This is a genomic window from Alloyangia pacifica (assembly GCF_020524285.1).
Lineage (GTDB): Bacteria > Pseudomonadota > Alphaproteobacteria > Rhodobacterales > Rhodobacteraceae > Salipiger > Salipiger pacificus_B.
In genome coordinates this window covers 1-14,403 of record NZ_JAIVKX010000016.1, presented here as the reverse complement: position 1 = coordinate 14,403, position 14,403 = coordinate 1, and the positions used below count along the sequence as shown (strand labels likewise).

13 protein-coding genes and 1 pseudogene are annotated in these 14,403 nt (G+C 64.6%); 12 read left to right on the top strand and 2 right to left on the bottom strand.

All coding sequences use genetic code 11. From position 1 onward, the window contains the following. The first annotated feature begins 9 nt into the window (after positions 1 to 9). The 8 genes and pseudogenes from LC039_RS19800 to LC039_RS19765 all read left to right on the top strand — a co-directional run bounded on the left by LC039_RS19800 (position 10) and on the right by LC039_RS19765 (position 10,195). Positions 10 to 1,136, top strand: a protein-coding gene (locus LC039_RS19800; protein ID WP_226627657.1) for an IS3 family transposase whose coding sequence is annotated in 2 segments (ribosomal slippage) — positions 10 to 274 and positions 274 to 1,136 — 1,128 coding nt in all. Because the reading frame shifts where the segments join, the coding sequence is not laid out codon by codon here. 40 nt (positions 1,137 to 1,176) lie between these two features. Then, a pseudogene (locus tag LC039_RS19795) lies at positions 1,177 to 1,830 on the top strand (molybdate ABC transporter substrate-binding protein); the annotation flags it as partial. A 4-nt stretch (positions 1,831 to 1,834) separates the two neighbouring features. Then, positions 1,835 to 2,749, top strand: coding sequence for an iron ABC transporter substrate-binding protein (locus LC039_RS19790; protein ID WP_226627654.1), 915 nt, complete (start codon positions 1,835 to 1,837; stop codon positions 2,747 to 2,749). 136 nt (positions 2,750 to 2,885) lie between these two features. Next, complete coding sequence (locus tag LC039_RS19785) at positions 2,886 to 3,872, top strand: FecCD family ABC transporter permease (protein ID WP_226627652.1); 987 nt, start codon at positions 2,886 to 2,888, stop codon at positions 3,870 to 3,872. Next, positions 3,869 to 4,666 (top strand): ABC transporter ATP-binding protein, encoded by a 798-nt coding sequence (locus LC039_RS19780; RefSeq protein ID WP_226627651.1) that lies wholly within the window; start codon positions 3,869 to 3,871, stop codon positions 4,664 to 4,666. Before LC039_RS19785 ends, LC039_RS19780 begins: the two co-directional genes overlap by 4 nt. 133 nt (positions 4,667 to 4,799) lie before the next feature. Beyond that, on the top strand, positions 4,800 to 5,627 hold the full coding sequence (gene fdhD, locus LC039_RS19775; RefSeq protein ID WP_226627649.1) for a formate dehydrogenase accessory sulfurtransferase FdhD: 828 nt from the start codon (positions 4,800 to 4,802) through the stop codon (positions 5,625 to 5,627). 33 nt (positions 5,628 to 5,660) lie between these two features. After that, on the top strand, positions 5,661 to 7,961 hold the full coding sequence (locus LC039_RS19770; RefSeq protein WP_226627647.1) for an FdhF/YdeP family oxidoreductase: 2,301 nt from the start codon (positions 5,661 to 5,663) through the stop codon (positions 7,959 to 7,961). A gap of 1,538 nt (positions 7,962 to 9,499) precedes the next feature. Beyond that, entirely contained in the window at positions 9,500 to 10,195 is a 696-nt protein-coding gene (locus LC039_RS19765) for a hypothetical protein (RefSeq protein WP_226627646.1), read from the top strand. A 30-nt stretch (positions 10,196 to 10,225) separates the two neighbouring features. Here the strand turns inward: LC039_RS19765 and LC039_RS19760 are convergent, their stop codons facing one another. After that, positions 10,226 to 10,420 (bottom strand): MHC class I heavy chain, encoded by a 195-nt coding sequence (locus LC039_RS19760; protein WP_226627644.1) that lies wholly within the window; start codon positions 10,418 to 10,420, stop codon positions 10,226 to 10,228. 242 nt (positions 10,421 to 10,662) lie between these two features. Between LC039_RS19760 and LC039_RS19755 the strand changes: the two genes are divergently transcribed. Next, the gene (locus LC039_RS19755; RefSeq protein ID WP_226627642.1) at positions 10,663 to 11,040 is read left to right on the top strand and encodes a cytosine permease; all 378 of its coding nucleotides are present in this window, start codon (positions 10,663 to 10,665) and stop codon (positions 11,038 to 11,040) included. Positions 11,041 to 11,202: 162 nt separating this feature from the next. Here the strand turns inward: LC039_RS19755 and LC039_RS19750 are convergent, their stop codons facing one another. Next, entirely contained in the window at positions 11,203 to 11,904 is a 702-nt protein-coding gene (locus tag LC039_RS19750) for a FadR/GntR family transcriptional regulator (RefSeq protein ID WP_066108998.1), read from the bottom strand. 177 nt (positions 11,905 to 12,081) lie between these two features. On the opposite strand from LC039_RS19750, the gene LC039_RS19745 reads away from it, so the two are divergent. The 3 genes from LC039_RS19745 to LC039_RS19735 form a co-directional block, all read left to right on the top strand. Then, the gene (locus LC039_RS19745; RefSeq protein ID WP_226627641.1) at positions 12,082 to 13,287 is read left to right on the top strand and encodes a mandelate racemase/muconate lactonizing enzyme family protein; all 1,206 of its coding nucleotides are present in this window, start codon (positions 12,082 to 12,084) and stop codon (positions 13,285 to 13,287) included. Further along, positions 13,284 to 14,051 (top strand): SDR family oxidoreductase, encoded by a 768-nt coding sequence (locus LC039_RS19740; RefSeq protein WP_226627639.1) that lies wholly within the window; start codon positions 13,284 to 13,286, stop codon positions 14,049 to 14,051. Before LC039_RS19745 ends, LC039_RS19740 begins: the two co-directional genes overlap by 4 nt. Continuing rightward, on the top strand, positions 14,051 to 14,403 hold a 353-nt coding region (locus LC039_RS19735), incomplete at its 3' end, for an alcohol dehydrogenase catalytic domain-containing protein (protein WP_226627638.1). The genes LC039_RS19740 and LC039_RS19735, both read left to right, overlap by 1 nt.

Sequence of the window (14,403 nt, the reverse complement as noted above, 5' to 3'; positions counted from 1 at the left end):
GACTACGGAATGGCTGGAAAGCGAGAGAAGCCGGAAGACATTGTCACCAAGCTGCGCCAGGTCGAGGTGCTGCACGGCCAGGGCCTGTCGATGGCCGATGCGGTGCGGCAGATCGGGATATCGCAGCATACGTTCTACCGGTGGCGGAAGCAGTATGGCGGGATGAACCGGGCACAGTTGTCGCGGCTGAAGGACCTCGAGAAGGAGAACCTGAGGCTGCGGCGGGCGGTATCTGACCTGACGCTCGAGAAGCTGATCCTGACTGAGGCTGCACGGGGAAACTTCTAAGCCCTTCGCGCCGCCGGGAGTGCGTGGAGCATGTGTGCGAGACACTCTGCATCTCCGAACGCCGCGCCTGCCGGGTGCTCGGCCAGCACCGCTCCACGCAGCGCAAGCCGCCCCAGGGCCGGGAAGACGAGGCGCGGCTGACCGCCGACGTCATCGAACTGGCCCGGGAGTATGGCCGCTACGGCTACCGCCGGGTCGCCGTGCTGCTGCGGCGTGCCGGCTGGCAGGTGAACCATAAGCGGGTGGCGCGCATTTGGCGGCGCGAAGGGCTCAAGGTCCCACACAAGCAGAAGAAGCGCGGCCGGCTCTGGCTGAACGACGGCTCTTGCGTGCGGCTGAAGCCCGAGCACCCCAATCACGTCTGGTCCTACGACTTCGTGCAGGACCGGACCAGTGACGGCCGAGCCTACCGGACGCTCAACATCCTCGATGAATATACGCGGGAGGCGTTAATGATCCGTGTCGACAGACGGCTGAACTCCACCGATGTTCTGGACGCGCTGACGGACCTCTTCATCCAGCGCGGCCCGCCGCAGTTCATCCGGTCCGACAACGGCCCGGAGTTCGTCGCGCAGAAGGTGCGCGACTGGATCGAGCTGGTGGGGGCGAAGACCGCCTACATCGAGCCGGGGTCACCCTGGGAGAACGGCTATTGCGAGAGCTTCAATGCGCGCTTCCGGGACGAGCTGCTGAATGGCGAGGTCTTCTACTCGTTGAGGGAGGCGCAAATCCTCATCGAAAGATGGCGAAAACACTACAACATGGAGCGCCCGCATAGTGCCCTCGGGTATCGGGCGCCGGCACCCGAGGTCTTCATCCCCATAGATCGAAGGCCGACGATGCATTAGCATTTAACCCGGACCACTCGATGGGGTCAGCTCAGCTGTCGAGACGACTTTCGGGCCTTCGGGGCTCATGCGCCAGTCGATCGAAGACGGCGCGTCCGCGCATGTCTTTGCCTCGGCCAACATGGCGCATCCGGAAGCCCTCGCGGAGGCCGGCAGGGGCGGGCCGGTGGTGCTGTTCGCCCGCAATCGCCTCTGCGGCCTTGCGCGGCCCGGACTGGAGGTCTCCGGCGATACCCTGCTTGACGTGATGCTGGCGCAGACCACCCGTCTCGGCACCTCGACACCGGGGGCTGATCCGTCCGGGGACTATGCCTGGCAGCTCTTCGGCAAGGCTGATGAGCTCCGTCCCGGCGCGCGAGCCGAGTTGGAAAGCAAGGCGCTGCAGCTGACCGGTGGACCAGAGAGCGAGGCGGCCCCGGAAGGGCGTAACACCTACGCCTGGATGATGGAAAACGACCGGGCCGATCTTTTCCTGACCTATTGCACCAATGCGGTGCTGGCGCAGCGCGAGCTTCCAGAGCTGCAAGTCGTGACGGTGCCGCAAGCGCTCTCGGTTGGTGCCGACTATGGCCTGATCGTGCTCGAGGATGCGCCGCCCTCGGCCTGGGATCTGGCATTCCACATCCTGTCGCCCGATGGTCAGCGCGTGCTTGCAAGCTACGGCTTCGACGCGCCGGGCATGGTCGGGGAGTGAGCCAATGATCCTCAGGGCCTTCCTGTTCGCCTGCCTCGCAGCGTCGCCCGCACTTGCGCGCAGCGTGACCGATAGCGCCGGCCGCGTCGTGGAGCTGCCCGAGCGGATCGAGACGGTCTTCGCCGCCGGCCCGCCGGCCTCGGTTCTGGTCTATGTGGTGGCGCCCGAGACGCTGACCGGCTGGCCCCGTGCGCTGCGTCCCGAGGAGCGCGACTATATCGCCGAACCCTATCGCGACCTGCCCGAAACCGGGCGGCTCACCGGGCGCGGCGGCGAGGTCAACCTCGAGCGGCTGCTCGAGATCGCGCCTGACCTGATCCTCGATTTCGGCTCGGTGCGCGACACCTATATCGACCTTGCCGACCGGGTGCAGGCGCAGACCGGCATCCCCTACGTGCTCATCGACGGGCGCTTCGAGAACACCCCTGAGGCGCTGCGCCTACTGGGCGAGGTGCTCGGTGTGCCGGAGCGAGGCGAGATGCTGGCCCGCGATGCCGAGGCGACCTTTGCCCGGCTCGACGCGATCCTGGCCGAGGTGCCCGAGGCGCAGCGACCGCGCACCTACCTGGCGCGGGGGCCAGATGGGCTCGAGACCGGCATGAAGGGCTCGATCAACACCGAATTCATCGAGCGGGCGGGGGGCGTGAACGTCGCCGACGACGGCGGGCGCACGCGCGGGCTGGTACAGGCCTCGCCCGAGCAGATCATCGTCGCCGATCCCGAGGTCGTGGTGACATGGGATCCGCAGTTCTACGATCGAGTCTGGAGCGATCCGGTCTGGCGCGGGGTGGCGGCGGTGAGGGCAGGGCAGGTCTATCTGTCGCCCACCGCACCCTTCGGCTGGATCGACCGGCCGCCCTCGCTCAATCGCATGATGGGGCTGCGCTGGATGGCCCGCCTGTTCTACCCCGAGCGCTAGGGTGGCGATCTGCGCGAGGACACCGCGGCCTTCTACAAGGCATGGTACCAGGTCGATCTCGATGACGCCGAGCTCGACCGGCTGCTCGACCGGCTGCTCGAATGGGCCGAGGGGCGACCGCCGCAATGAGCCCCGCATGAGCCGCATCGGACTGACCACAGCATTGGGTGCGGTGCTGCTTCTGCTGGCTTTCGTCGCGCTGCTTATCGGCCCGGTCGGGCTAACGTCCGGACAGGTTGTCTCGGCGCTGATCGGGCGCGGCGGCGAGCAGGCGTCGATCGTGGTCTGGAATATCCGCCTGCCGCGCGTCGCGGGGGCTTGCCTGGTCGGCGCAGCGCTCGCTTCGGCTGGGGCCACCTACCAGGCGCTTTTCCGCAACCCGCTGGTCTCGCCAGATATTCTCGGCGTCTCCGCCGGAGCTGGGCTTGGCGCGGTGGCGGGGATCTTCCTGGCGCTGCCGGTCGCGCTCATCCAGCTTTCGGCCTTTGCCGGAGGGCTGCTCGCCGTCGCGCTGGTCATGGCCGTTGCCGCGGCTGTGCGCGGGGCGGACCGGGTGCTGACGCTGGTGTTGACGGGTGTTGTCATCGGTGCGCTGGCGGGGGCGGCCACTTCGCTGTTGAAGGTGCTGGCCGATCCCTACGACCAGTTGCCCGCGATAACCTTCTGGCTGCTCGGCTCGCTGGCGTCTGTAACCGCCGCCGACATCACGCCGGCGCTTCCGGCGGTGCTGATTGGCCTCGTGCCGCTGATCCTGTTGCGCTGGCGGGTCAACGTGCTGTCGATGGGCGATGAGGAGGCCCGCGCGCTCGGCGTCGAGGCGGGCCGAACAAGGGCGCTGGCGATCTGCGCGGCGACGCTGGTGACGGCGTCGGTGACAGCGGTCGCCGGGGTGGTCGGCTGGGTCGGCCTGGTCATCCCGCACATAGCGCGGATGCTGGTCGGACCGGGCTTCGGGCGGCTGCTTCCGACCTCGGCGCTGATCGGAGCGGGTTACATGCTGTTGGTCGACACCGCGGCGCGGACCATCGCGCCGACCGAGGTGCCGCTCGGCATCCTGACGGCGGTGATCGGCGCGCCGGTCTTCGTCTGGCTGCTCTCCAGCGGACGCAGGGGTTGGACATGAGGCTCGAGGCGCGCGGCCTTGCCATCGGGCATGGCGGGCAGCGGATCGGCGAGGGCCTGTCGCTGGCCCTTGGCGCGCAAGAGGTGATCTGTCTGCTCGGGCCGAATGGTTGCGGCAAGACCACGCTTTTCAAGACGCTGCTGGGGCTGCTGCCGCGGCTTGGCGGCACGCTGGAGCTTGATGTCCGGGACATCGCGCGGCTGTCTCGGCGCGAGATTGCGCGGGCGGTCGCTTGTGTTCCGCAGGCGCATACCCCGCCGTTTCCCTTCGAGGTGCTCGAGGTCGTGCTGATGGGGCGCACCGCGCGGATCGGGGCTTTTGGTCAACCCTCTCGGCAGGATCGCGAAATCGCCCTCGACGCGCTCGAGCGGCTCGGCATCGCCGAATTGGCGGGGCGGGACTACGAACGTCTCTCCGGTGGACAGCGGCAGCTGGTGCTGATCGCCCGCGCGCTGGCGCAGGAGGCGCCGCTCATCGTCATGGATGAGCCGACCGCCAGCCTCGACTTCGGCAACCGCCTTGTGGTGCTGGAGCGAATTGCTGACCTCGGGCGCACCCGTGGGGTCATCCTCTCGACGCATGACCCCGATCAGGCGCTCGCGCTCTCGGCACGGGTGCTGGCGATGTCGGGCGGGCGGATGCTGGCGTCAGGGCCGGCGGCCGAGGTTCTGACTCCGGCGCGATTGACCCAGATCTACGGCGTGCCGCTGACGGTGGAAGAGACGCCGTCGGGACGGCACGTCTGCCTGCCGGACATAGGTGGGGCCAGGCAGAAAGGGATCCGTTGTGATTGAATATCTCAATCGATAAACGGAATAACGAAATTGATTACCTATTAAAATCCAGGCCATAGGAGAGGTGATGCTGCTTCGCAGCATGCCTCCCGATGCGGCCCCTCCCGCCGCGCCACGCCTTGGAAAGAGTCCCGTGCGACCGACACATACAAGCCGACCGAGCCTGCGTCTTACCCCCGGCAGCCCGCAGTCCGCGCGCCGCGCGCTGATCGAAGAGACGCCCGTCGCCATGGTCTTCGACGGCGCGACCCAGGCGGTGTTGATGACCAGCCCGAGCGATCTCGAGGATTTCGCCCTGGGTTTCGCCCTGTCCGAAGGGATCATCACCGGTCCAACGGATGTGCGCGAGATCGAGATCGTGCCACATGACGCCGCCGCAGGCGGGGTCGAGGCGCGCATCTGGCTGCAGCAGGACCGCTCCGTCGCGCTGACCGCCCGCCGGCGCTCGGGCCTCGGTCCGGTCGGCTGCGGGCTCTGCGGGATCGAAAGCCTCGAGGCGGCGATGCGTCCCTTACCCAAGGTGCCCTTCCGGGCGCTCGGGCTCAGCGCCGACGAGGTGCTCACCGCGCCGGAACTGCTGCGCAAGGGGCAGGTGCTGCACGCAGCGACGCGCGCCGCCCATGCGGCGGGCTTCTACGTGCCCGGGCACGGCATGGTCTGCCTGCGCGAGGACGTTGGCCGCCACAATGCGCTCGACAAGCTGCTCGGCGCGCTGCTGCGGCAGGGCATCGACCCCGGCAGGGGGGCGATCGTGATGACCAGCCGCCTGTCGATGGAGCTGGTGCAGAAGACCGCCATTGCCGGCTGCGGCTGCCTGATCGGGGTCTCGGCTCCGACCGCGCATGCGCTGCGCCTCGCCGAAAGCACCGGAATCACGCTGATTGGATCGGCCCGCAACGGCGCGGCGGATCTCTTCAGCCACCCGGACCGACTGACCCTCGCTGTCGCGCAAAGCGCCTGATAGCCCCTCCCAGACAAGATACGGAGCCTGACCATGGCCAAGGACGATTTCACCGGAAAACCCTCTCGTGCGGCGGGCGGCTGGGGCGCGCTGAAGAGCGTCGGCAAGCACCTCATGGGCAGCGGCGTGCCGCTGCGCGGGGCGCAGACCCTGCTGCGCGCCAACCAGGAAGACGGGTTCGACTGCCCCGGTTGCGCTTGGGGCGATCCGGAGCATCGCTCGTCCTTCGAGTTCTGCGAGAACGGCGTGAAGGCCGTCGCCTGGGAGGCGACACGGGCGCGGGCGACGCCGGAGTTTTTTGCCGAGCACAGCGTAAGCGAGTTGCGGAGCTGGAGCGATTATGACCTCGAGCACCAGGGCCGGCTGACCGAGCCCATGCGCTACAACGCGGAAACCGACCGCTACGAGGCGGTGAGCTGGGAGACCGCCTTCCAGGGCATCGGCGCGGCGCTGCGCGCCCTCGAGCACCCGGATCAGGCCGAGTTCTACACCTCCGGCCGGGCCAGCAACGAGGCCGCCTTCCTCTATCAGACCTTCGTGCGGCTCTACGGGACCAACAACTTCCCCGACTGCTCGAACATGTGCCACGAGGCCAGCGGCGTCGCACTGAGCGCGGCCATCGGCATCGGCAAGGGCACGGTGCGGCTCGAGGATTTCGAGCTCGCCGACGCGATCTTCGTGGTCGGGCAGAACCCAGGCACCAACCACCCGAGGATGCTGGCCGATCTGCGCCGCGCGACGGCACGCGGCGCGCGGGTGGTGGCGGTCAACACGCTGAAGGAAAAAGGCCTGAAGCGCTTCGCCGACCCGCAGGACAAGCTCGAGATGCTGAGCGGTGGCAGCAAGCCGACCTCGACTGACTTCCTGAGCCCGCGGCTCGGCGGCGACATGGCGCTGTTCCGCGGCATGGCCAAGGAGATCTTTGCCGAGGATGATCTGGCCCGTGCCGAAGGGCGCGCGCCGGTGCTCGACGATGCCTTCCTGGCGGAGTTTTGCGACGGGCTCGAGACCTGGCGCGCCGAGGTGGTGGCGACGCCCTGGGAGCAGGTGCTCGAGCAGTCCGGCCTGAGCCGCGAGGAGATCCGCCATGCCGCCGAGGTCTACATGTCCTCGGAGCGGGTGATCCTGACCTGGGCGATGGGCATCACCCAGCACCGGCACTCGGTGGCGACGATCCGCGAGATGGTCAACGTGATGTTCCTGCGCGGCAATATCGGACGGCCCGGGGCCGGACTCTGCCCGGTGCGCGGCCATTCCAACGTGCAGGGCGACCGCACGGTCGGGATCAACGAGCGCCCCTCGGACGACTTCCTCGACGCGATGGAGCGCGAACTCGGCGTGGCGATGCCGCGCGCGCCTGGCCACAACGTGCTAGGGGCGATCGGGGCGATGCTCGATGGGCGGGCCAGGGCCTTCGTCGCGCTGGGGGGCAACTTCGCCCGTGCCACCCCCGACAGCGCGCTGATCGCCGAGGCGCTGCAGCGGCTCGAGCTGACGGTCAGCATCGCCACCAAGCTCAACCACAGCCACTTGCTGACCGGACGGCAGTCCTACCTACTGCCCTGTCTTGGGCGCACCGAGATCGACCGCAATGCGCAAGGCGCACGGCAGATCGTGACGGTGGAGGATTCGATGAGCATGGTGCATGGCTCGGGCGGCTTCAATCCGCCCGCCAGCCCGGCGCTGAAGTCCGAGGTCGGCATCGTCGCTGGGATCGCTGCGGCAACGGTGGGCTCCGAGGTGGTGGACTGGGCGGCGATGGCCGAGGATTACGATTTGATCCGCGCCAGCATCGCCCGCGTGCTTCCCGACTTCGGCGACTTCAACGCCGAGGTGCGCCAGCCCGGCGGCTTCCACCTGCGCAACCGCGCGGCGGAACGCATCTGGCAAACGCCGACAGGCCGCGCACAATTCGGCAGGCACGCGTTGTCAGAGGCCACGGAATGGCAGCGCGCCAGCCGCGAGGAGCGCTGCTTCGTTCTGCAGACCTTTCGGTCGCACGACCAGTACAACACCACGGTCTATGCCATGGATGACCGGTATCGCGGCGTCTTCAACGAACGCCGGGTGGTCTTCATGCACCATGCCGATGCGCGGATGCTGAAGCTGGATCTCGGTGCAACGGTCACCCTGCGCGGGCTGCACGACGACGGGATCGTCCGGGTGCTCGAGGGCTACCGGGTGGTGCCCTACGACATCCCACGCGGCTGCCTGGCTGGCTACTACCCCGAGATGAACGCGCTGGTGCCGCATGGGGTCTTCGGCGATGGCAGCGACACACCGGCGTCGAAATCGGTGCTGGTGCGGGTGGAGGCGAACCAGGCGGACCCCTAGGACGGGCTCGACCGTCCAGGCTGGGGCGCTTCTATCGTGTTAGATCGTTGCTGGTACTGACGAAGAGCCCTTGAACAGGTTTGGAGCTTGCTCGATGAGTGAGTTGTGCTTCGGCTGTCCGCGGCGTTTTGTGTTTCCGTCCAATACGGTTCTGCTCCCGCATCTTCCCTTCAGCACGCACAAGCCAGATGGCGCCTTTGATCCGCAAACCTATCCTGAGGGGTAGCGACGTCGTCTTCGGTGCCACCTCGACATCCCTCCGCGGGGCTAAGAAAATTGTTCCAGCCAAACTAAAAGTACTGACCGGCGGCAACAGCGAGTGGCCGGCCAAATAGCGAGCGCGAGGGCGGAGCGATGATCAAAGGTCTCATGAAGTTGGCAGGGTACCGAGTAGAGTATGTCTGCGAGTGGGGCGCTTATGATCGTCGATACGACGACTTTGAATACCATATGAATTACCCAATCACGCAAGATATGAAGATCGCTCCTCCGTGGGCTGAAAAGCGGGTCGTGCGCACGAGATGACAGCATTCGCGCCGAACACGAGACACGGTGTAGTATGGACCAACCGCTGTCGAATGAAGTGGGTCAATCTCTAAGAATACCTCTTGTTTAGAGCCAATTCGCGCAGCACCAAAATTCACCTATCCAGTCCCGCGCACTCCTACGGAACTCCGAAGGCTGCGCGATCCTATTGAAAAAATAGGTGGGAACCTTTCTCAGGAGATCTTTGGCCGCTCTTCAAGATGAGGTCTGACATAGATAGCGCGACTGAAGTATTCAGAATGTTTTCCTTGTTTGAGCGGAACTTTCCGAAGATACAGAATGTATCAGTGTACATTCGGAAGCCATAGCGACGCCCTATGCCTTCCGGCCTAGGTAGGAATTGAGTATGAATTTCGCATGTAAAATCATTTCGGCCATTGGCTTCGTTCTTCTTCTTTCTCTGTCAGCTCATGCTGAGACTATAACGCCCGGCGATTCAGCACACCACGTCGGAAGCTCAGTTACTGTCGAAGGTGTTGTTAGCCAGGTTTCGGTCAGCAGTGGGGGGACGATCTTCATAAACTTCGGCGGTCGGTATCCCAATCAAGAGTTCTATGGTGTGATCTTCAAGAGTAATTCGAGGCAATTCTCAGAGGTTCGCGCACTTGAGGGCCAGACTATCGCACTGTCTGGAACGGTCCAGCTCTACAAGGGAAGACCGCAGATTATTCTCCAGAGCCCAAGCCAAATTACACTTCGGCACTAGTCGCGGTGATCGCCTACCTGAAGGTGAACGCAGTTTTCGGGACCTGAAGGTTGCCCGACCTCGGGAGAGTGGCAGGGCACACTCATGCACGGTGGCACCCGACCCATGACGACTGTGAACGCGGCTGGGCTCGCTCGGAACTTACTCTTCCGGTCTGGTCAAACGAGGTCATTGGCCTAGGTGCGAGGAAAAGCTACGAAAGATCGCCGCACCAATTCAAAGGGAGAGAGCGTTGACTCGACGGTTGGTGAACCTCGGGAGCGGTTTCTGGAATATCCGTTGCACCATGAAGGTGGCCGGAATCGTCAACGTCGGGACGCAGGTCTCGATCGTTCGGCTGCAGAACGGCCGTTTCGTGTTTCTGGACAGCTACACATTGAATGGCGAAATCCGCGAGCTCGTCATGGGACTGACCCAGGATGGCAGTATGGTGGAAGCGGTCCTCAATCTTCATCCGTTCCACACGCTGCACTGCGCTGCCATGGCACGAGATTTTCCGACCGCGAAGTTCTACGGCTCCGAGCGGCACCATCGTGTCTGTACCTCGGTGCCCTGGGAAACCGAGCGCGTGGAAAGCGCGGCGGTGGCGGATCGGTATTTTCGCGACCTGCAGTTTTCGCTGCCGGCGGGCATCCAGTATTTCTCTGAAAATGAGAAGGTGCACGCGGGCTCGCTTCTGGCATTTCATCCGGCCAGCGGGTCTCTGCACGTTGACGACACGCTGAATGTTCTTCCTGTGCCAGGAGCTCTGCGCGGGTACGTGCCGCGGCTCGTCCTGCATCCCACGCTAGGGGCGGCGATGAATGCCGAAGACGGTGCGGAAGAGAAGTTCTGCCGCTGGCTCGAGGAAATTGGGGCGCGATGGCGCGGCACGAAGTCCGTCTGCGCCGCCCACAATGGGGTCGCACGTTTTGCTGAGGGCGATTTCGAGCAGGTCATGCGCGGACTCGCAGCACGAACCCGGAAAAGGACAGCTGCCTAGCCTTGCCCCAGGCCCGCGCTGCAGACCGCGCTAGATGCCCATGACCCGCAATTCCGTGGCGGTCTCTGGGATGACGAAGGTGCCGTCCGCGTTCGCCTCGACCTTGCGCCCGTTGCCCAGCACATAGCGTTGGTGGGTTCCATTAGATTGCCTGAACACGGTGACGGCGCGGCCGATCACGTCTTCGCATTCCATGATCTGAATGTTCATCCATTCGGCTGACATGTCTTCCTCCAGCGCAGTGATGCCGTCGCTCGATGTCTTGCCTGCAGCAGTGTTCTGCTTTCTTCCACCGTCGGCGATAGGGCCCAGTCTCGGCAAGGGGAGATTTCAACCTCAGGCAGATTGAGCTAGCTTCTGCCCGAGACTTGTCGTGTGAATAGAGGCCGAAAGTGGGGCGTGGCAAGTCAAATGTTCGACATTTGTTCGTTGGCGCGTAAGGATAATTATGTGTCAATTCTGAAGAGTTGGGCGGTGCCTACCTCGCCATTCTCGGCTACGTCCTGATCCCGTGGACCGCGGTGAACCTGACCGACTATTACCTCGTGCGGCGCGGGCGCTGTTCGATCACGGACATCATGCGCCCGGACGGCGGAATGTACGGCGCGTGGGGTGGCATCGGCATTGCGAGCTACGCCATCGGCTTCGTCGCGATGACCCCGTTCTTCAGCTCGGCCATCTACACCGGCCCGCTCGCGGCAAGCATGCACGGGGTCGACGTGTCGTTCATCGTCGGGCTGCCGGTCTCCTCGATTGTCTACGCCGTCCTTGCCCGCAGGGTCGATCTTGCCACCGAGATGCAAAAGGTCCGTGAGGCTGCGCTCAACACCTTCGGCCACGCCTGAAGCGCTGACGCCCAATGAGAAAGGATGTCCGGACCGCAATCCGGGCATCACTCCGTTCCTAAGCCAGGAAAGCGAAAGCCCTGACGTCAGACAAGGGCGGTCGCCAAGAGTTGGCAGGCTCCTCGATACCGAGTGACCGGAAGACCGGGCTCACGTCGCGCTTCAGGTTACGCCTGCGCGTATCAGCACTGAAATCGCGGTCTCGAAGTGCTCGGTCATGGCAGCTTCGGCCTTGGTGCTGTCCTGCATCATGATCGCGGTGGCGATGCGTTCGTGGCAGCGAATGTTCTCTTCGCGATTGGCCTCGGTGGCGCGTGCATGCCATCCGATCGACCAAGTCTGCCTCGTGATCACCCCGTAGCTGTCTACCAGAAGCTCGTAGAGCGCGTTGCCAGAAGCTCGGGCGATCAGCGTGTGAAACCGAATGTCGAGTTCCATGATCTGCGTCGGCTCCGTCCGCAGTGCGGTGAACATCCGGTCTACGATCTCGAGAAGCTCCTTGGCCTGTTCGTCCGTGCGGCGCAGCGCGGCGAGCCCGACCGTGCGAAGTTCGAGCGTGCGGCGCACGTCGAGCACCTGCTGGATGGAGAGCTGCCCGGTATAGACCGTGTGATCGAGGAGAATCGACATCGCGTCGGCATTCATCGCGGCGACGCGGGCGCGGCGCCCATTGCCGAGCTGCAGCACTCCAAGCGCCGCCAGTGCGCGCATCGCCTCGCGCGCCACCGTACGCGACACGCCTAGCTGCGTCGCCAGTGCCTGCTCGCTCGGCAAAGCATCTCCAACCTTCATGTTTTCCTTGCGAATATAGGCCCGAAGGTCTGCGACGACGCGATCTACGAGACCCTTCTCCTGTGCGCTCATTTCCCAACCTTTCATACAGGTTCACGATTTTGATAACACCAAAAATGGATTTTAGCTTGATAATACCCTAACAGCCTGTCTACACCTTGTCCCGGGAAACCCGACGGAAGCATCACGCCGATGCGCTCTGCGCGGGACACGGAGAGACAGCTCGGCCCGCCGGGTCTGGAGGAAATCATGAAAATCACCGCGATCCGCACCTTCCGTGCGGAAGAATTTGCGAACGTGCTCTGGGTTCACATCGAGACCGACGCTGGCATCACCGGGCTTGGTGAGACCTTCTACGGAGCCGAGGCCTGCGAGGCCCATATACACAACACACTTGCCGTGCGGCTGCTGGGTCAAGACCCGCTGAACATCGAACTGCTGCACAAGGAAATGGTCAGCCTGCCCAACGCGCAGGCTTCGACCGGCGTCGAATATCGCGCCGCCTCGGCCGTGGACATCGCGCTCTGGGACATCTTTGGCAAGGTCGCGGACCTTCCCGTCCACAAGGTGCTCGGCGGCCAGAGCTGGGAAAAGGTCCGGGTCTACAACACCTGCGCCGGCACTCGCTATGTGCGTACCAATAAGATCAAACCGGTCGACACTTGGAACCTCGACGCCGAGCCCTCGCCCTACGAGGATCTCGACGCCTTCATGAATCGCGCTGATGAACTCGCCGAGGATCTTCTGTCAAACGGCATCTCGGCGATGAAGATCTGGCCCTTCGATCCGGCCGGGATCGAGAACAAAGGCATGTACATCACAGCCGAGCAGATGAAGACCGCGATCAAGCCCTTCGAACTGATCCGCAAGGCGGTCGGCGACAAGATGGAGATCATGCTCGAGATGCATTCGCTGTGGAACCTGCCCACGGCCAAAGAGATCGCGCGGGCGGTCGAGCCCTATGCGCCGCGCTGGTTTGAGGACCCGATCCGCATGAACAACGCGCAGGCGCTGGCCGAATTCGCCCGCTCGACGCCGGTCTGGACCTGCGCCTCGGAGACGCTGGGCTCGCGCTTTGCCTATAAGGAATACATGGACCGCGACGCCACGCATGTGGTGATGGCAGACCTGTGCTGGACCGGCGGGCTGACCGAGGGCCGCAAGATCGCCGCCATGGCCGACACCTACCACCGGCCCTTCGCCCCGCATGACTGCATCGGGCCGGTGGGTTTTGTCGCCGCGATCCACATGTCGTTCAGCCAGCCCAACACGCTGATCCAAGAGTCGGTCCGGGCCTTCTACAACGGCTGGTACCGCGAGCTCGTCACGGAGGTTCCGCGCATCGAAGGCGGCTATGTCTACCCGATGGAAGGGCCCGGCCTCGGCACCGAATTGGTACCGGCCTTCTTCGAGCGCGGCGATCTCAGCACCCGTGTTTCGGAGGTGAGCGCATGAGCCTGAAACTTTTCGACCTCACCGGGCGCACGGCGCTGATCACCGGCTCGTCGCGGGGCCTCGGCCGCGCCATGGCCGAGGGGCTGGCCGCTTGTGGTGCCAAGGTGGTGCTGAACGGTTCGAACGAGGCCCGCCTTGCGCAGGCCGTGGACGAGATGCGCGCCGCTGGCTTCGCCGCCGAGGGTGCTTGCTTCGACGTGACCGACGAGACGGCCATCTGCACCGCTTTCGACCGCTTCGATGCTGAAGGGCTCGAGATCGACATCCTGGTGAACAACGCCGGGATCCAGTTCCGCAAGCCGATGCTCGAGCTCGACACCGCCGACTGGCAGCGGGTCATCGACGTCAACCTGACCTCGGCCTTCGTCATCGGCCGCGAGGCGGCAAAACGCATGGCGCAGCGCGGCTCCGGAAAGGTGATCAATATCGGCTCGCTGACCTCTGACCTCGCCCGCGCGACCGTCGCGCCCTACACGGTGGCCAAGGGCGGCATCAAGATGCTGACCAAGGCGATGGCCGCTGAATGGGGCGAGTTGGGCATTCAATCGAACGCCATCGCGCCTGGCTACATGCTTACCGACATGAACGAGGCGCTGGTGTCGAACCCTGATTTCGACGCCTGGGTCAAGGGGCGCACGCCGATGCGCCGCTGGGGCAAGCCCGAAGAGCTCGCCGGGCTCGCCATCTTCCTCGCCTCGGATGCCTCGAACTACGTCTCGGGGCAGCTGATCTTCGCTGATGGCGGCATGAGCTCGGTGCTGTGATGCGTGCCATCGTCATTCATGCCCCAAAAGACCTCCGTGTCGACGAGATTGCCTCGGCCCCTGCCCCCGCAGCGGGCGAAGTGCGCGTCGCAATCAGCCACGGCGGGATCTGCGGCTCGGATCTGCACTATTACCATCACGGTGGTTTCGGCTCCGTGCGGGTGCGCGAGCCGATGGCGTTGGGGCACGAGGTGTCGGGCATCGTCACCGAGATTGGCAGTGGCGTGACTGGGTTGGCCGAGGGCGACCGCGTGGCGGTGAACCCCTCGCGGCCCTGCGGCGCTTGCGAATACTGCCTGCGCGGGCTGGCCAACCATTGCCTCGACATGCGCTTCAACGGCTCGGCCATGCG

Bases quoted from the DNA above. Each gene is read 5' to 3' on its own strand.
- LC039_RS19765 (WP_226627646.1), top strand. From the start codon at position 9,500: ATGAAGGTGGCCGGAATCGTCAACGTCGGGACGCAGGTCTCGATCGTT.
- LC039_RS19770 (WP_226627647.1), top strand. From the start codon at position 5,661: ATGGCCAAGGACGATTTCACCGGAAAACCCTCTCGTGCGGCGGGCGGC.
- LC039_RS19780 (WP_226627651.1), top strand. From the start codon at position 3,869: ATGAGGCTCGAGGCGCGCGGCCTTGCCATCGGGCATGGCGGGCAGCGG.
- LC039_RS19785 (WP_226627652.1), top strand. From the start codon at position 2,886: ATGAGCCGCATCGGACTGACCACAGCATTGGGTGCGGTGCTGCTTCTG.
- LC039_RS19745 (WP_226627641.1), top strand. From the start codon at position 12,082: ATGAAAATCACCGCGATCCGCACCTTCCGTGCGGAAGAATTTGCGAAC.
- LC039_RS19750 (WP_066108998.1), bottom strand. From the start codon at position 11,904: ATGAGCGCACAGGAGAAGGGTCTCGTAGATCGCGTCGTCGCAGACCTT.
- LC039_RS19760 (WP_226627644.1), bottom strand. From the start codon at position 10,420: ATGTCAGCCGAATGGATGAACATTCAGATCATGGAATGCGAAGACGTG.
- LC039_RS19740 (WP_226627639.1), top strand. From the start codon at position 13,284: ATGAGCCTGAAACTTTTCGACCTCACCGGGCGCACGGCGCTGATCACC.
- LC039_RS19790 (WP_226627654.1), top strand. From the start codon at position 1,835: ATGATCCTCAGGGCCTTCCTGTTCGCCTGCCTCGCAGCGTCGCCCGCA.